Here is a 16,175-nt window from a genome sequence, read left to right on the forward strand (position 1 = left end):
CCAGACGTGCGGGTGTCAGCGTGGGGAGCGATGACAGCCCGCGACCAGTTGCTTGAGCCCTTCCATGTTCTGGATTTTGACGTCTCGGCCCGATATTTCTACCAGTCCCTGATCCCGCAGGTGCGCAATACCACGGCAGATGGTTTCCAGTCGCAGCCCCAGGTAGGAGCCGATTTCTTCACGACGCATTTTCAGCACGAATTCCTTGGAGGAATAGCCACGGATACTGAAACGTTGCGACAGGTTCAGCAGAAAAGCCGCCAGCCGCTCATCCGAGTTCATATTGCCCATGAGCATCAACATGCTGTGATCACGCACGATTTCACGGCTCAGGAGCCTGTTAAGGTTGTGTTGCAGCGACGGCAGGCTTTGCGCGAGTTTCTCCAGTTGCGCAAAGTGGATGGGGCAGACTTCGCTGTCCTCAAGGGCAAACGCATTGCAGGCATGCTCATCGGCGCTGATGGCGTCCAGACCGAGCATCTCGCCGGGTATGTGAAAACCCGTGACCTGTTCACGACCATCCACCGAGAGCACACTGGTTTTGAACGAGCCGATACGCACGGCGTACAGCGAGCGCAATGGATCACCTGTGCGGTACAACGCGGCCCCCTTTTTAACCTTGAAGCGCTGCACGATCAGCGTATCCAGTCGCTCGACTTCCGCGCCGCTCAAGCCAATCGGCAGGCACAACTCCAACACGCTGCAGTTGGAGCACGCGGCCTTGAGGTAATGAACTTGAAGTGGGCGAGTTTCAGGCATGAGAGGGGACGCCATCTAGGGATGTTCTAAGCATAGATGGGGGGCTTTGGGGCGCGCACCTCATTCGGGCGTTTGCCGGGGTAATCGACGAACGGGGAAAACCCGCATCCTGTGGGTCGATGTTCATAGCGTCCCACGCCATTCAACTTGATCGGCGGCGGTGAGACTTGATGTAAATCAAGTCTTGAGCGTTTCAGACTCCCAGAATCCACGAATGACTATCGGTAGGTCGGACCGTTGGGGAGAACTTCATGAGCGATTTTCTGAGTGATGAGCAACTGGAAGGGCTGGATGCCTATTGGCGGGCCTCCAATTATCTGGCCGTCGGGCAGATTTACCTCAAGGACAACCCGCTGCTGAAGCAACCGCTAACCCTGGCGCACATCAAACCGCGGTTGCTGGGTCATTGGGGCACGACGCCGGGGCTTAACCTGATCTACACGCACCTCAATCGACTGATCAACCAGTACGACTTGAACATGCTCTTCGTCGCCGGTCCCGGTCATGGTGGGCCAGCGGTTGTCGCGCAGACCTACCTGGAAGGCACCTATACCGAATTTTGTCCATCGGTGGAACGCAACACCAACGGTCTGGTTCGCCTGTTTCGGCAGTTTTCCTGGCCATACGGGATCTCCAGCCATGTCTCGGCGCAGATTCCGGGCTCGATCCATGAAGGCGGCGAACTGGGCTATAGCCTGGCCCATGCCTACGGGGCCGCGTTTGATAACCCTGACCTGATCGTCGCCTGCGTGATCGGTGATGGCGAGGCCGAAACCGGTACGCTGGCCGCCAGTTGGCATTCCAACAAATTCCTCAACCCGGTGCGTGACGGGGCGGTATTGCCGATACTGCACCTCAACGGCTACAAAATCGCCAACCCCACGGTGCTGTCCAGAATCAGTGAGGATGAACTGTCAGCGCTGATGTATGGCTATGGTTACGATCCGTATTTTGTTGAAGGCGATGATCCGGCGCAGGTGCACCAGGCCCTGGCCCGGACTCTGGATACGATGGTGCTGAAAATCCGCGAGATTCAGCGCGAAGCGCGCCAGTCTCGGCAGTCCGGAGCGCCAGAACGTCCGCTTTGGCCAATGCTGATATTGCGCACGCCCAAAGGCTGGACCGGCCCGAAATTCGTCGATGGCCATCGCGTCGAAGGCACCTGGCGCGCGCATCAAGTGCCGCTGGCCGATTTCCAGCAGCCGATTCATCTGCGGCAATTGGAGGAATGGCTCAAAAGCTATCGTCCCGACGAACTGTTTGATGCCAATGGCGCCTTGCTGCCAGAGATCGCCGCGTTGGCCCCCACCGGGCACCGGCGCATGAGCGCCAATCCCCACGCTAACGGAGGGTTGTTATTGCAGCCGCTGGGCCTGCCGCGATTTGCCGACTATGCGGTGAAACTCGAGGTGCCTGGCAGCCTGCGCGCCGAGGCCACACGGGTGTTGGGTACGTTTTTGCGCGACGTGATGAAAAACAGTCTGGGTGCCAGCAACTTTCGTCTGTTCGGCCCGGATGAAACCGCTTCAAACCGACTGGATGCAGTCTATGAGGTCAGTGCCAAGGCATGGATGGAACCGCTGGAGCCCGATGATCTCAACCTGGCAGCCGATGGCCGAGTGATGGAAATCCTCAGTGAACAGGTGTGCGAGGGTTGGCTCGAAGGCTATTTGCTGACAGGCCGCCATGGTTTGCTGTCCTGTTACGAGGCGTTCATTCATATCGTCGATTCGATGGTCAATCAGCATGCCAAATGGCTGAAAACCGCTGCCGAGGTGCCGTGGCGAAAACCCGTGGCTTCGCTCAATTATTTGCTGACGTCCCATGTCTGGCGCCAGGACCATAACGGTTTCTCCCACCAGGACCCGGGGTTCATCGATCTGGTGGCGAATAAAAAGTCGGACGTGGTGCGGATCTACCTGCCGCCCGATGCCAATTGCCTGCTATCGGTCGCCGATCACTGCTTGCGCAGCCGCAACTACATCAATGTCATCGTCGCCGGCAAGCAACCGGAATGGCAGTGGCTGGATATCGATGCCGCCATCGGTCATTGCCAGACGGGCATCGGTCGATGGGACTGGGCGTGCCAGGATGATCAAGACCCGGACGTGGTCATGGCCTGCGCCGGTGACGTCCCGACCCTGGAAACCCTGGCCGCCGTGACCCTGTTGCGTGAGTACGTGCCGGATCTGCGGGTGAGGGTGGTCAATGTCATGGACTTGATGGTGCTGCAGCCCTCTTACCAGCATCCCCATGGCTTACCGGACAGTGCGTTCGATGAATTGTTTACCGTCGACAAACCGGTGATCTTCGCCTTCCATGGCTACCCTGCACTGATCCACCGACTGTTGTACAAACGCAACAATCACGAGAATTTCCACGTCCGTGGCTTCAAGGAGGAGGGCGCGACCACAACACCGTTCGACATGGCGGTGATCAACAACCTGGATCGCTATCAATTGGCGCTGGACGTCATCGAGCGCGTGCCCCGGTTGCACGATCAGCTGCAAACCGCACGGTCGCGCTATTGGTCGACCATGGAGAAACACAAGCTTTACCTCATTGAGCACGGGCAGGACATGCCCGAAGTACTGAACTGGCAATGGACGCCAGTGGCGGGTCGCTGAGGTCCGACAGGGCCGCGCGGCGCCGAATACCCACCTGACTGGAGACAGATCATGAGCCAGTATCAGCGGTTGTTACTGATCATCAACCCGGCCCTGCGCCATTCCCAGGCAATCAACCATGCTGCCGCTCTGGCCAAGGCCAGCGGCGCGAGTTTGCACATTGCTGCCTGGATTCCTTCGTTGAAAATGTTGTCGCTGCTCGAACAGGGCGAACGGGAAAAGGCTCGGGAGCGTTACCTGCAGGACCATCGCGATTGGCTGAACGCTCAGACAACTAATCTGCGTGGCAGGGGGCTGGACGTGACCGCAGAGGTGGATTGGGCTGATGACCTGCGGCAGGACATTCTTGATCACGTCTTGGAAATGCAACCCGATCTTTTGATCAAGGAAGTTCAGCATGAATCAGCGCTCAAGCGCGCCTTTTTCACGCCTCTGGATTGGCATTTGTTGCGCCACTGTCCGGTACCGGTTTATCTGGTGAGCGGAAGCGGCTTCGTGTTGCCGCGTAAAATTGTGGCGGCGGTCGAAGTGTCGGACACCGAAGGGCCAGACAACGAGTTGAACGAGCGGATTATCCAGCAAGCTACCGCTTTGGCCATGCAATGTAATGCCGAGTTGCATTTGCTGTACGCCTGCGACATTTCCGCCGCCTTTCTGGCGGACATGGGAGGGCTGACGCTGGCTGACCTCACCAAAGCGCTACGCCGAGACCTGGAGAAGTCTTTCCTCAAGTTGGCCGGCCGGTATGGTGTGGCCTCTGATCATCGACATTTCATTTTAGGAAACCCCGTCACGGCGCTGAGCGAGTTCGCCCACGATCATCAAGTGGATGTGATTGTGATGGGCAAAGTCCAGTCCCATGGAGTGGACAAGCTTCTGGGCAGCACAACCGAGCATATTTTGTATCAGGTGCCTTGCAGCGTCCTGGCGGTCTGAGTCTGAAGAGACTCAGGCCGTTTATGCCAGACCGCCAGGCGGATCTGGCAGAGAGCGTCCGATGCCTGCGCGTGCTATTTGCTCTTCCAGTATTTCTGCATTTCGAGAAATAGAAACGAGGCCGTCCAGGTTATGAGCACTAGACCAGTCAGCGCTTCCAGGCCGGTCAGGTACTTGAGATTACCCACGGGTGAAATATCGCCGAAACCGATCGTCGTGTAGGTCGTGAAGGAAAAATAGACGCAGTCCAGCAGCGAACCATCGAAGTTGCCGGTCAGGCCGCCCCATTCGCCGGAGCGCACCATCAGGTAATAGACCAGCGCGAAGCACCAGACTTCTAACGCGTGGGCCAGCAGGGCGCCGAACACCCCGACGACAATCCTGAAACGGCTCCAAAGCTTGAGCCGCGGCAGCCAATCGTTCAGACGTAACAGGCATTCGTAGTGGATCACCACGGCGATGATGACCACCAGTGTGTTGATCAAGGTGACTGCCAGCATGGCGAACCTCCGGCGGTAGCGGATGCGCGGTGTTCCGCACTAAGGGGTGACAACAGGACACGCTCCTCAGGGTGGCGTCACGGTCAGTGGGGTGGATAGCGGGGCGGGTTTGATCGGCATGAGCGGTGGAAACTCTTCGGGCGTCAGGGTTTCTTTCTCCACCAACAGGTGTGCACCAGCGTCCAGATCTCCACGGCGACTGGCGAGCAGGGCCTTTGCCCGCCCAAAGGCTTCATCGAGCAGGGCACGAATACCCAGGTCAACTTCCCTGGCCGTTTGTTCCGAATAGTCTTTCTCGCCAACGCCCTGCATACGTTCGCCCAGATAAGTCGCGCTTTGCCGCTCCAGCACCGACTGTCCGAGTTCGGTACTCATGCCAAACCGGGTGATCAATTGTCGGGCGATATCAGTGGCGCGGGCCAGGTCATCGGCAGCCCCGGTAGAAATCTGGCCATAAGCAAGGTATTCGGCGGCGCGTCCGGCCATCAGCACCACGATCCGGTCCTTGAGCATTTGGCAACTGATGAGGAAGTGATCTTCGGTCGGTCGCTGCAGCGTATAGCCCAGAGAGCCAATGGAGCGGGGCACAATTGAGACTTTATGGACGGGGTCCATGGCGGGCAGGCTACTGGCGGCCAGGGCATGCCCCATTTCGTGATACGCCACTACCTGGCGCTCGTCGGGATGTAGCACGCTGCTCTTGCGTTCAACCCCCGCGACGATACGTTCCACTGCCGCCGTGAAGTCATTCAGGCTGACCGCTTCGGCGCCACGACGAGTGGCCACGATTGCCGCTTCGTTGACCAGGTTTGCCAGATCAGCGCCCGTGAAGCCCGTGGTGATGTCGGCAATACGCTCGCCATCCAGCCCCGGCTCCACAGTGATTTTTTGAAGATGGACCTTGAGGATCGCTTGCCGGCCTTTACGGTCCGGGCGATCAATCAGCACCTGACGGTCGATCCGGCCGGCTCGCAGCAGCGCCGGGTCCAGGATCTCTGGCCGATTGGTCGCGGCCAGTAATACAACGCCCTCACGGGGATCGAATCCGTCCAGTTCTGCCAGTAACTGGTTGAGGGTTTGCTCCTTTTCGTCATTGCCGCCAAATGTGCCAACGCCTCGCATTTTGCCCAGCGCATCCAGTTCGTCGATGAAGATGATGCAGGGCGCCGCCTGCCGCGCTTGCTCGAACAAGTCGTGCACACGGGCGGCACCCACGCCAACGAACATTTCGACAAATTCCGATCCAGAGATCGAGAAAAACGGCACACCGGCTTCACCCGCGATGGCTTTGGCCACCAGGGTTTTGCCGGTTCCCGGCGGACCGACCAACAACGTGCCCTTGGGAATGTGCGCCCCCAAGCGTGCGTATTTGGCCTTGTCCTTGAGAAAAGAGACGATTTCTACCAATTCGGCCTTGGCTTCATCGATACCCGCGACATCGGCGAAGGTCACCCCGGTATCGCGCTGGACGAACACCTTGGCCCGAGACTTGCCGATGTTCATCAACCCGCCTATGCCTTGTTTTTCCGCCATGGCGCGAAACAGAAAATGCCAGATCACCATGATCAGGAAAAACGGCAGCAGCCAGCCCAGCAGTCCATTCAAAAAGGTATTTTCGTTAACCCCGGTAAAGCCGACACCCGATTGCGCGAGATCCGTCGCCAGCGCCGGATCGACCCGCACGGTGGAGAACAGGTTGTGCCCGTCAATGGGTTCCTGCAGTTTGCCGCTGATCTGATCCTTCTCGACCCGTAAATCGCTGACCTTTTGCTCGTTCAGCAATTGCAGAAACTGACTGTATGGAATGCTCTGCACGACACGACGATCAATAAACAGAAATTGAACGAGGGTGAGTACGACAAACGCGATCGCGAAGTAAGACAGGTTCCATTGGTGATTTTTTTTCATGACCTTCGCTCAGAAAGGAGGCATGGGTCGAACAGGCAGATCGCAGGTTCCCGGGTGATCGGCTCAAGCAAGCAGCAAACGGTCCTCCACCTCCCTCACCCCGGGCACCGACCAGGCCGCCCGTTCCGCTATTCGGCGCTCGCGCCACAAATGAACTTTGCCTTCCAGCCTCACCACATCCCCATCGACCCTGACGTGAATCTCCTTGGCGTCGACTTCGGCGTTGCGCTTGAGGGCTTCTTCAATGCGATGCTGGATATCGACCACATCCACTCGGGGGACGAGGGTGAGTCGATTGTCCACACCGACGACGCCGGACAACTTGCGCACAGCGCGCTCGGCGGCTTCTTTCTGGTACTGCCAGTCCACTTCGCCTTCAAGGGTGATCCGCCCGTTCTGCACGATAACTTTAATCTCACCGTCGGGAACGTCGGCACTCCATTTGATGATGTTCAAGGCGCGGCTCGCGATGGTGTCGTCCGCTGTGCCGGCCCCTTTCTCCAGCCTGACCTGGATTTCTTCGGCCACAGCGCGCACCCCTTTGATGCCTTTTACCGCGCGCTCTGCACTGACTTTCTGTGCATAGCTGTTGACGTGACCGGAGAGGGTGACAACGCCATTGTCCACGGCAACGCCAATGTGGGCAGCGTCGATTTCAGGCTTGAATTCAAGCTCTTCCAAAATGGTCTTACGCAGACTCAAGTCGCTCATGACGGTGTCCTCTGTTTGATGCGCAATTGATGGGTCGCACGCGCCCGGTTGGTTTTTTTTACGCCCGAACGGCGCCAAGACATTGAGCTAAATCAACAAGGCTTCAGTGAGTTCCTCATTAATCGCCAGCGGGCCATTAGTTGACAAAAATCAGAGTGTGCAGGTGATGGAGTCAGATACTTGGGGCAACGATCTGAAGCTTTTCCAGTTGAGATAGACCAAGAGGAAAAAGTCATGAATAAGCGCTTGCCCTTTGTATTGCTGAGCGTTCTGTTGGCAGCGACTGCCGGTTGCAGTCATCAGCGCACTCAGGAATTCGACGCCCGATTGGAGGCCGCCGAAAACAATGCCGCAACGGCGAGGCTCAGGGCCGATGAGGCCTACATGAAGGCGGAACAGGCGCAGGCAACGGCCAGTCAGGCGCTACGCACGGCCGATGAAGAGAAGGTGCGCGCCAGTCGGATGACCAATAAGGCGACTCGCAAGTAACGAGCGATTGTACGAATTCCTGACAGGAAGTCGGGTTTGCAGTCCGCCAGGTAACGCGTTCCAAGGACGAGGTCTATGATGTTGAAACTTAAACGTATCCTATTGATTGCCCCCACCGAAATGACCCGCACCCCGGCGTTTGACCGGGCGCATGCACTGGCCTGTACCACTGGAGCCTTGTTGCACATCGTCGCGTTCGACTATGTGCAGGCGCTGGCGGTGGCCGGGCTGTTTGATCACGATGCGATGGCCCAGGCACGGGAGGGCTACTTGCAGGTGCATCGACACTGGCTGGAGCAACAAGCCCGGTTTCAACGATGCATCGGGTTGCCGGTAACCACAGAGGTTGTCTGGGCCAAATCCACCCCGGCGAATATCCTTGAGTACGTCAATGACTTCCATGCGGATCTGGTGATCAAAGACACCCAGCACGTACCGGCACTCGATCGCGCATTCCATCGTCCTCTGGACTGGCTGTTGCTGCGCAACTGTCCGGCCCCCTTGCATCTGGTTACTGAAGCCAAAAATCCCAAACCGTTGAAAATTCTCGCGACCATCGATCTGTCCCATCTGGAGGAACTGACCCAAGGGCTCAATGACCGGATTCTCGACCTCGCCTCAACGTTGGCGGCCTCCTGTGACGCCGCCTTGCACGTGTTGAATGTCAACAACTGGTCGGTGATGGGCGACGCGACGAGGAGTGTGCCGACACCGAGTCTGGATGACAGTTTGAGAGACGCAGTCAACGATGCCCAGGAGGAAGCTTTTGAGGTACTTGTCGAACGCTATGGCATTGAAAAAAAATGCCAGCATCTACTGACCGGCATTCCCCACAAGGTGATCGGACTTTTCGCCCAACAGAATGCATTCGACATGGTGGTGCTGGGTACGGTCTATCACCACGGGATCGACAGGTTGATCGGCAGTACTGCCGAGAGCGTACTGAACAGGGCCCCGTGCAGCTTGACGATCGTCAAGCCATTGCCTTGGGTTGACTGAAACGACGACCCGGTCGCACCCGTCGTTGATAAAAATCAACGGCTCTTGCGCCAAAAGGAGCGATCAATAGCGCTCCCATGAATGTTCAAGGAGGCGGCCATGCGAATGACATTTCTCGGTGCAGCAGGCACGGTCACCGGCAGCAAATACCTGCTGGAACACCGCGACCAACACGTACTGATCGATTGCGGCCTGTTCCAGGGCTATAAACAACTGCGGTTGCATAACTGGGACCCGTTCCAGCTTCCGGTTGAGAACCTCGACGCTATCGTCCTGACCCATGCCCATCTGGATCACAGCGGCTACCTGCCCGTCTTGGTGCGTAGCGGTTACCGTGGGCCGGTGTATGCCACGCCCGCCACCTGTGAACTGGTGAGGATTCTGCTATTGGACAGCGGCCGCTTGCAGGAAGAGGCCGCCGAGTTCGCCAACCGGCATGGTTTCTCCCGGCACAACCCGGCGTTGCCGCTTTATACCGAGCAAGATGCCGAACGGGCACTGAAACTGTTACGGCCCGTGGAGTTGCATCACAGGGTCGAAATTGTCCCAGGCATGACCATCCAGCTTCGTTGCGCGGGGCATATATTGGGCGCGGCTACGGTGGAGGTGATCGCCGATGGCATCACGCTGGTCTGTTCAGGGGATCTGGGGCGGCCGGATGATCCATTGATGTTCGCGCCAGAAACCGTCGAGCAGGCTGATTATCTGCTCGTGGAATCGACCTATGGTGATCGCAAGCATCCAGTCGAGTCGCCGGAGGCGCAATTGGCTGAAGTCATCACCCGCACCACGCTGCGTCATGGCATCACCTTGGTTCCGTCGTTCGCAGTAGGGCGCGCCCAACTGTTGATGTACCACCTGTATCGGCTGAAACAACGACACGCGATTCCCGATGTGCCGATCTATCTCAACAGCCCGATGGCCACCGACGTCACAAGTTTGTACCAGCGTTTTCGCAGCGAGCACCGTTTGTCCCCCGAAGAATGCGAAGGCATGTGTCACATCGCGCAGTTCGTGCGCACCACCGCAGACTCGATCAAGCTGGATCAGCAGCGCACCCCGGCGGTGATTATTGCTGCCAGCGGCATGGCCACGGGGGGGCGTGTGATCCACCACCTCAAGGCGCTGGCCCCCAACCCGATCAATACGTTACTCGTACCTGGTTTCCAGGCCGGCGGTACCCGTGGCGCGCAAATTGTCGCGGGCGCGCCTTCGGTGCGCATTCACGGCAAGGATGTGCCGATCAGGGCTGAGGTGGTGCCGATGGAAACCCTGTCCGCGCACGCCGACGCCGATGAAATCATGCAATGGCTGCGCGGGTTCAAGCAGCCGCCGAAACACACTTACGTGGTGCACGGCGAACCCAATGCCTCGGATGTGCTGCGTCGACGTATCAGCCTGGAGCTGGGGTGGTCGGTCTCGGTGCCGGAGTATCGCGACAGTGTTGAGCTGACCCAGTAAACCGGTCCTGGCGAGCGGGGATGGAAGCCGTCTTGAGGTGAGTGAAAACGGATACCTTCCTCGGCTGTACTGACCTGAGTGCCAGCGGCGCCGTTGACGAGGCCTTCAATGTCGGCCAATGAGCCGATGGCCGCCACTTTGCCGGTGTTGACGATCAGCCTGGTGTACATGGTGTCAGCTGAATGTGTGAAGCGTATTTTCTACCGTCGTCAGCGTTCGAAGCGCCATCGCAGATCCGTCACGCCTGTCTCTGGATGATGGGGAGGGCGTGGCACAAGCATTCACGTGCTGTCATCGGTTGTTCTTGTCCCTGGTATGCAACCATTCCTGCCAGGCTTGTCGGTATTTTTCATCCGCCCGTTTTTTCGCGTCAGAAAACTTATGGATGGTTTGCGTCGAAACGGGCTCGTTCAACAGTGCGTAGGCTTGATCGTTCAAACGGTCGGCTTCAAAAAACAACGCCCTGCTGCGGCTGCTCGATTCAAGGTTGGCTGAATGCGGCATGGCTGATTCATTGATGACCATGGTCGTACTCCTTCTGGAAGCACAAGAAGGTGAGCTGGGTGTCCTGGTCCCCCTCAACTTTCCATATTGAGACAACCGCGCCCGGTTCTATTCGTCACGTGTCCAGTCGTTTTTCAGGGTGTTTCCAAGCCCGGTTCCCGGCTTGATAGACCGCGTCACACTGCGGGCAGATGGCTGAACCCTCAACCCGCAACCCGCTGCAAGCAATACGGATCATGAGTGGATGTTTTGAACAGCTTGCTTTTTTGACTTTGCTGAAACTTGTCCATGGCTTTTTTCCTCGCGCATCAAATGGGAAAAAAACTCACCTATAACCGTGAAACCGTGACCGAAAAACAGATCCCTTCTCCTTTCAGCCTGCTGAACACACACCGTCATTTGGACTCGGTTTCTTGCTGCGCGAATTGATCGTTGTCAATTCCGGGACGTGAACTGACAGTCGGTCATCCCGAGGGTGCGCGCATTCTTTGGGCGATTTGGGGCGCGGTGGCGTTGTGAGTTTGTTGATAAAAGTCAACGTCGCACGGGCCAGTTCATAGAAGCTGAGAAAACGTACTTGTTGTAAAACTGGCCAGGAGAGCACCCTGATGGCTCACACTAAAATCGTGTTTCGTGCTGCAGCTCGCGAGAAAATCCTGAGTGGCGCCACACAGTTGGCGGATGCCGTGCGCGTGACGCTGGGGCCGAAATCAAAATCGGTATTGATCCAGAATAAGTGGGGCAATCCGACGGTTTGCAATGATGGTGTCACGATCGCCAAACGCATTGACCTGCTCGACCCCGAGGAAAACCTGGGCGCGCAAATGCTGCGTCAGGCGGCCGAGCGCACAGGCGATGCGGTAGGGGACGGGACCAGTACGTCAACGGTGCTGGCCCATGCAATCCTGGCCGATGGCATCCGCAACGTCGTTGCGGGTGCCAGTGCGATCGACCTCAAGCGCGGCCTGGATCGTGGGCTGTTGTTGGTCGTGGAATCCCTCGCCGCCCAGTCGCGCCCGGTCAGCACGCCCAAGGAAAAGGCCCAGGTCGCCACGCTGTCGGCGCATAACGATGCCGTCATCGGTCAGCTGGTGGCAGACGCCCTGGAAAAGGTCGGCGTTGAAGGCGTCGTCAGTGTCGAGGAGTCCAAGACCACCGAAACAGTGGTCGAAGTCATGGAAGGCATGCGGTTTGACCGGGGTTATGTCTCACCCTATTTCGTCACCGATGCCGAGAAGATGCAGGTCGAACTCGATGACGCCTACTTGTTGCTCTGTGACCATAAGATCGGTGCACTCAAAGACTTACTGCCCTTGCTCGAACTCGTTGCCAAAAGCGGGCAACCGCTGGTGTTGATCGCAGACGACATCGAAGGTGAGGCGTTGACCACGCTGGTCGTCAACCAGATAAGAGGTGTTCTGCGAGCGGTGGCAATCAAGGCGCCAGGCTTTGGGGATCGGCGCAAGGAAATGCTTCAGGACATGGCCGTTCTGACCGGGGCAACGGTGGTTTCCAACGACCTGGGCGTCACCCTCGAACAGGTGGAACTGAACCAGTTGGGACGTGCACATCGAGTCGTGGTGCAAAAAGACAGCACGGCGCTGATCGGGGGCGCCGGTACACACGAGGCCATTGAGGCGCGTTTGCAGCAGATCCGTGCGCAAGTAGACAGCACCACCAGCGACTACGACCGTGAAAAGCTCCAGGAACGACTGGCCAGGCTGTCTGGTGGTGTCGCGGTGATCCGGGTCGGAGCGCCTTCCGAAGCCGAAATGAAGGCGCGCAAGGATGCACTGGATGATGCTATCTCAGCGACCCGGGCGGCGATCGCCGAAGGCATTGTTCCGGGGGGGGGTCTTGCGCTGCTCAAGGCCGTCCCGATTATCGCCGCCGAAGAGGCCCGCTATGAGGGTGATGCCAGGACCGGCTTGCAGATTCTTCGCCGGGCGCTGGAAGCGCCGGCCAGACTCATCGCTGAAAATTCGGCAGTGGATGCCGGCGTCGTGGTTGCACGGATGCTTGCGGAACCTGGGAACATTGGCTTCGATGCGTCCGCCAATTGCTATGTCGACATGTATGAAGCCGGCATCATTGATCCGACCAAGGTGGTGCGTATTGCCCTCGAAAATGCTGTTTCAGTCGCCAGTATCTTGCTGCTGACCGAGGCGACCATGACTGATATTCCGGAAAAGGAATCACCTGGCCAGCCACCGTTCCCTGAGTGATGGCTGTGAAAGGGGTAACGCTCACGTATACGAGGACGTCTCGATCAACGCCAGGTGACTGAGCTGCGGGTTTTCGCCGTGCAGGTAATTCAGTGCCTGGTGCATCAATTGCACAGCTTTTTCTTTTTTTTCGTATCGCTTGGCCGGATCGGCATGACGTAGCGCTGCACCCGCGAGGGAGAAGCAGCGCGTGGCAGCCCGCAAAGAAAGGAAAAACGCCAAGGGTTTGCAATCTTCCTTCCAAACGCAGTGGTTGATGTAACGGGACAACAGACGCGCACCTAACCTGTTCAGGCCATGGTGTTGCAGGTCCATCAGCACAAAAGCCAGGTCGTAGAGCACATCAATGCAGGCAAGCCGCTCACTGAACTCGATGCCATCGAAGAGTGTGGGGTCTCGATACGCTCCACTGGCTGGTTTGACGTGCCATAGCTGGACGGTCTGGAGAGAAAGGCAATGACCTCGTTTTGCAGGTTGTTCACTCTCGCCTCTACGCCATCTGCGGACTTTTCGGCAGTGTGAGAAGGTAAGGCCCGCTCCGATTGATAGTGATCAAGTACGGTGGAATGAAAGGCTGCTCCTCTTACGGGGGCTCACGCCGGTAGTTGATATTTATCAACGTCAGGCACTTTCCAGAGGAGCAACCTGAATCAACGCTGGTGCTTGGTCCGGCGTGGACGCAACGGCTGAGCCCTACGAGGCCAACGGCAGGCGTTGAAGCCCTCTGCCTGGAGTCAGACCATGAGCCAGTATCAACAGTTGTTACTCATCATCCACCTGGCCCTGCGCCATTCTCCGGCAATCGACCATGCAGCAGCGCTCGCCAAGGCCAGCGGTGCACGTTTGCATATTGCGACGTTGATTCCTGCGTTGAAACTGTTGTCGCTGCTCGAAGAAGGCGACCGGGAAAAGGCTCGGGCGCGTTACCTGCAGGACCATCGCGATTGGCTGGAGGACCAGTCCAAACTTCTGCGTGGCAGAGGGATCGAGGTGACCACCGAGGTGGCTTGGGCTGATGACATGGAGCAAGACATCCTGGATCACGTCAAGGAACTGCAGCCCGACCTGTTGATCAAGGAAGTGCAGCACGAATCAGCGCTCAAACGCGCATTCTTCACCCCGCTGGACTGGCATTTGTTGCGCCACTGCCCGATACCGGTCTATCTGGTGGGCGGCGGCGGTCATGCCTTGCCACGCAAGGTCGTGGCGGCGGTTGACGCTTCGGGCACCGAGCCTGCAAACAGCGAACTGAATGAGCGGATCATTCAACAAGCCACCAACCTGGCGTTGCAGTGTGATGCCGAGTTGCACCTGCTGTATGCCTGCGATCTTTCGGGGGTGTATCTGGCGGACATGGGTGGTCTCGCGCTTTCAGACATCACCAAAGAGTTGCGCACAACCGAGGAACAATCGTTCATCAAACTGGCCGGTCTGTACGGCGTACCCTCTGACCGCCGGCATTTCGTTCTCGGACACCCGGTCTCGGCGTTGAGCGATTTTGCCAACGAGCAGCAGGTGGATGTGATCGTGATGGGCAGAGTCCAGTACCACGGCCTGGAGAAGCTGCTGGGCAGCACGACCGAACATATTCTGTACCAGGTGCCTTGCAGTGTTCTGGCGGTCTAGAACGGACAAGGCCATGTTGTAACGAAACGACAGGCGTCATTGCCTGAGGAGGTTTTTCATGAGTCAAAGCCCCTCATTGCAAACCACATTGGAGGACCGGGCAGAAGCCGGTCGACGTCTGGTGGAACCGTTGCTCAAATACGCCCATCGACCCGATGTCATCGTCCTCGCCTTGCCCCGTGGCGGCGTTCCGGTCGCCTATGAAGTGGCCAAGGCCCTGGACGTGCGCCTGGACCTGATGCTGGTCCGAAAGCTGGGCGTTCCGTCCCAGCCGGAGTTCGCCATGGGCGCCATTGCCAGTGGTGGTATACAAATCATTAATGAAGACGCCTTGCGGGCGCACCCCATTACCCCGGCCGCGTTCGATGCCGTGCTCGCGCGCGAAACACAGGAGCTGTTGCGTCGTGAGCAGGTGTACCGCGGAACCCGCCCTCCCGTGCGACTGAAGGATCAGGTGGTGATCCTGATCGACGATGGCCTGGCAACCGGGGCCTCGATGATGGCGGCAATCCACGCCGTGCGGATACAAGCACCGTCTCGCATCGTCGTCGCCGTGCCGGTTGCGCCGCTGGAAACGGTGGAGGCACTGCGCAGTGAAGTCAATGAGGTGATCTGCCCACTGATTCCCGAGTGGATGATGTCGATCGGTTATTGGTACTTGAGATTTCCCCAGACTTCAGACGAAGAGGTCATAGATTTATTGATGCGGTCCTGGCAGCGAGAGTCTGCCACCAGCGCCTCGACTCAGGGGAACGTCGATGACTGAGTCGCAATATCGACAGCTGGACCTGAGGGACGTTGAGTTATCAGCCGATTTGCGTCTGCCGACCAACGCCAGCGCTCTGGTGGTCTTCGTGCATGGCAGCGGCAGTGGTCGTACAAGCCCGCGTAATCAGTATGTTGCAGAGTCGCTGGCCAGCAGGGGGCTGGCGTCGCTGCTGTTCGACCTGCTCACGGAGCCAGAGCAACGCCTGGACAACCTCACCCGGGAGCTACGTTTCGATATCGCCTTGCTCGCCAGGCGACTGGTGGAGGTCATCGACTGGGTCGGTCGCGACGTGGAATTGCACTCGCTACGAATCGGTCTGTTCGGCGCCAGCACCGGTGCGGCGGCGGCGTTGTTGGCGGCGGCCGTGCGCCCGGAGGTGGTGCATGCGGTGGTTAGCCGAGGAGGGCGTACCGACCTGGCGGGTGCGGCATTGTCGCAGGTGAGGGCGCCCACTCTGCAGATCGTTGGCGCCCAGGACCCGGTGGTACTCGAACTGAATGACCAAAGCTGTCATGCCTTGCGGTGTGAGCAGCATCTGGAGATCGTGGCGGGCGCTACCCATCTTTTTGAAGAACCGGGGGCCCTTGAGGAAGTCGCCAGACTCGCTGGCGACTGGTTCGAGAAGCATCTGCACGGCCCCGACTGAAAACGCTTGATCGGC

At 58.1% G+C, this 16,175-nt stretch carries 15 protein-coding genes and 1 pseudogene; 9 read left to right on the top strand and 7 right to left on the bottom strand.

Going from position 1 to position 16,175, the window contains the following annotated elements; all coding sequences use genetic code 11:
• Positions 1-15 precede the first annotated feature (15 nt).
• Positions 16-759: a fumarate/nitrate reduction transcriptional regulator Fnr gene (gene fnr, locus IB252_RS24935; protein ID WP_192410581.1), complete on the bottom strand. Its 744-nt coding sequence runs from the start codon at positions 757-759 to the stop codon at positions 16-18.
• A 251-nt stretch (positions 760-1,010) separates the two neighbouring features.
• Between fnr and IB252_RS24940 the strand changes: the two genes are divergently transcribed.
• Positions 1,011-3,386, top strand: a complete 2,376-nt coding sequence (locus IB252_RS24940) for a phosphoketolase (RefSeq protein ID WP_192410582.1) — start codon at positions 1,011-1,013, stop codon at positions 3,384-3,386.
• A gap of 51 nt (positions 3,387-3,437) precedes the next feature.
• Positions 3,438-4,322, top strand: coding sequence for a universal stress protein (locus IB252_RS24945; RefSeq protein ID WP_192410583.1), 885 nt, complete (start codon positions 3,438-3,440; stop codon positions 4,320-4,322).
• A gap of 74 nt (positions 4,323-4,396) precedes the next feature.
• On the opposite strand, the gene IB252_RS24950 is transcribed toward IB252_RS24945, so the two are convergent.
• The 3 genes from IB252_RS24950 to IB252_RS24960 form a co-directional block, all read right to left on the bottom strand.
• Positions 4,397-4,822, bottom strand: coding sequence for a potassium channel family protein (locus IB252_RS24950; RefSeq protein ID WP_111448914.1), 426 nt, complete (start codon positions 4,820-4,822; stop codon positions 4,397-4,399).
• A gap of 66 nt (positions 4,823-4,888) precedes the next feature.
• Positions 4,889-6,730, bottom strand: coding sequence for an ATP-dependent zinc metalloprotease FtsH (ftsH, locus tag IB252_RS24955; protein ID WP_192410584.1), 1,842 nt, complete (start codon positions 6,728-6,730; stop codon positions 4,889-4,891).
• A 63-nt stretch (positions 6,731-6,793) separates the two neighbouring features.
• Positions 6,794-7,441 (bottom strand): BON domain-containing protein, encoded by a 648-nt coding sequence (locus IB252_RS24960; RefSeq protein ID WP_192410585.1) that lies wholly within the window; start codon positions 7,439-7,441, stop codon positions 6,794-6,796.
• A gap of 234 nt (positions 7,442-7,675) precedes the next feature.
• Between IB252_RS24960 and IB252_RS24965 the strand changes: the two genes are divergently transcribed.
• The 3 genes from IB252_RS24965 to IB252_RS24975 all read left to right on the top strand — a co-directional run bounded on the left by IB252_RS24965 (position 7,676) and on the right by IB252_RS24975 (position 10,390).
• Entirely contained in the window at positions 7,676-7,930 is a 255-nt protein-coding gene (locus IB252_RS24965; protein ID WP_192410586.1) for an Lpp/OprI family alanine-zipper lipoprotein, read from the top strand.
• A 78-nt stretch (positions 7,931-8,008) separates the two neighbouring features.
• Positions 8,009-8,929: a universal stress protein gene (locus tag IB252_RS24970; protein WP_192410755.1), complete on the top strand. Its 921-nt coding sequence runs from the start codon at positions 8,009-8,011 to the stop codon at positions 8,927-8,929.
• 99 nt (positions 8,930-9,028) lie between these two features.
• Positions 9,029-10,390, top strand: coding sequence for an MBL fold metallo-hydrolase RNA specificity domain-containing protein (locus IB252_RS24975; RefSeq protein ID WP_225607571.1), 1,362 nt, complete (start codon positions 9,029-9,031; stop codon positions 10,388-10,390).
• A gap of 44 nt (positions 10,391-10,434) precedes the next feature.
• On the opposite strand, the pseudogene IB252_RS30230 reads toward IB252_RS24975, so the two are convergent.
• Both IB252_RS30230 and IB252_RS24980 read right to left on the bottom strand, forming a co-directional pair.
• Positions 10,435-10,539: pseudogene (locus IB252_RS30230) on the bottom strand (carbamate kinase); the annotation flags it as partial.
• Between the two features lie 142 nt (positions 10,540-10,681).
• A complete protein-coding gene (locus IB252_RS24980) occupies positions 10,682-10,915 on the bottom strand; it encodes a hypothetical protein (RefSeq protein WP_111448910.1) in 234 nt (77 codons plus the stop codon).
• A gap of 587 nt (positions 10,916-11,502) precedes the next feature.
• On the opposite strand from IB252_RS24980, the gene groL reads away from it, so the two are divergent.
• Complete coding sequence (gene groL / locus IB252_RS24985) at positions 11,503-13,119, top strand: chaperonin GroEL (RefSeq protein WP_192410588.1); 1,617 nt, start codon at positions 11,503-11,505, stop codon at positions 13,117-13,119.
• A 21-nt stretch (positions 13,120-13,140) separates the two neighbouring features.
• Here the strand turns inward: groL and IB252_RS24990 are convergent, their stop codons facing one another.
• The gene (locus IB252_RS24990) at positions 13,141-13,434 is read right to left on the bottom strand and encodes a hypothetical protein (RefSeq protein WP_225607572.1); all 294 of its coding nucleotides are present in this window, start codon (positions 13,432-13,434) and stop codon (positions 13,141-13,143) included.
• Between the two features lie 426 nt (positions 13,435-13,860).
• On the opposite strand from IB252_RS24990, the gene IB252_RS24995 reads away from it, so the two are divergent.
• The 3 genes from IB252_RS24995 to IB252_RS25005 are packed head-to-tail and all read left to right on the top strand — an operon-like array spanning position 13,861 to position 16,160.
• Entirely contained in the window at positions 13,861-14,745 is an 885-nt protein-coding gene (locus tag IB252_RS24995; RefSeq protein WP_192410589.1) for a universal stress protein, read from the top strand.
• A 58-nt stretch (positions 14,746-14,803) separates the two neighbouring features.
• Complete coding sequence (locus tag IB252_RS25000) at positions 14,804-15,511, top strand: phosphoribosyltransferase (RefSeq protein ID WP_192410590.1); 708 nt, start codon at positions 14,804-14,806, stop codon at positions 15,509-15,511.
• Entirely contained in the window at positions 15,504-16,160 is a 657-nt protein-coding gene (locus tag IB252_RS25005) for a dienelactone hydrolase family protein (protein ID WP_192410591.1), read from the top strand. Before IB252_RS25000 ends, IB252_RS25005 begins: the two co-directional genes overlap by 8 nt.
• The last annotated feature ends 15 nt before the right edge of the window (positions 16,161-16,175 follow it).

The sequence above is a fragment of the Pseudomonas sp. PDM10 genome, assembly GCF_014852295.1.
Lineage (GTDB): Bacteria > Pseudomonadota > Gammaproteobacteria > Pseudomonadales > Pseudomonadaceae > Aquipseudomonas.

What these genes read in the sequence shown, in the direction of transcription:
- fnr (WP_192410581.1), bottom strand. Translation starts at nt 759, where the DNA reads ATGCCTGAAACTCGCCCACTTCAAGTTCATTACCTCAAGGCCGCGTGC.
- IB252_RS24940 (WP_192410582.1), top strand. Translation starts at nt 1,011, where the DNA reads ATGAGCGATTTTCTGAGTGATGAGCAACTGGAAGGGCTGGATGCCTAT.
- IB252_RS24945 (WP_192410583.1), top strand. Translation starts at nt 3,438, where the DNA reads ATGAGCCAGTATCAGCGGTTGTTACTGATCATCAACCCGGCCCTGCGC.
- IB252_RS24950 (WP_111448914.1), bottom strand. Translation starts at nt 4,822, where the DNA reads ATGCTGGCAGTCACCTTGATCAACACACTGGTGGTCATCATCGCCGTG.
- ftsH (WP_192410584.1), bottom strand. Translation starts at nt 6,730, where the DNA reads ATGAAAAAAAATCACCAATGGAACCTGTCTTACTTCGCGATCGCGTTT.
- IB252_RS24960 (WP_192410585.1), bottom strand. Translation starts at nt 7,441, where the DNA reads ATGAGCGACTTGAGTCTGCGTAAGACCATTTTGGAAGAGCTTGAATTC.
- IB252_RS24965 (WP_192410586.1), top strand. Translation starts at nt 7,676, where the DNA reads ATGAATAAGCGCTTGCCCTTTGTATTGCTGAGCGTTCTGTTGGCAGCG.
- IB252_RS24970 (WP_192410755.1), top strand. Translation starts at nt 8,009, where the DNA reads ATGTTGAAACTTAAACGTATCCTATTGATTGCCCCCACCGAAATGACC.
- IB252_RS24975 (WP_225607571.1), top strand. Translation starts at nt 9,029, where the DNA reads ATGCGAATGACATTTCTCGGTGCAGCAGGCACGGTCACCGGCAGCAAA.
- IB252_RS24980 (WP_111448910.1), bottom strand. Translation starts at nt 10,915, where the DNA reads ATGGTCATCAATGAATCAGCCATGCCGCATTCAGCCAACCTTGAATCG.
- groL (WP_192410588.1), top strand. Translation starts at nt 11,503, where the DNA reads ATGGCTCACACTAAAATCGTGTTTCGTGCTGCAGCTCGCGAGAAAATC.
- IB252_RS24990 (WP_225607572.1), bottom strand. Translation starts at nt 13,434, where the DNA reads ATGGACCTGCAACACCATGGCCTGAACAGGTTAGGTGCGCGTCTGTTG.
- IB252_RS24995 (WP_192410589.1), top strand. Translation starts at nt 13,861, where the DNA reads ATGAGCCAGTATCAACAGTTGTTACTCATCATCCACCTGGCCCTGCGC.
- IB252_RS25000 (WP_192410590.1), top strand. Translation starts at nt 14,804, where the DNA reads ATGAGTCAAAGCCCCTCATTGCAAACCACATTGGAGGACCGGGCAGAA.
- IB252_RS25005 (WP_192410591.1), top strand. Translation starts at nt 15,504, where the DNA reads ATGACTGAGTCGCAATATCGACAGCTGGACCTGAGGGACGTTGAGTTA.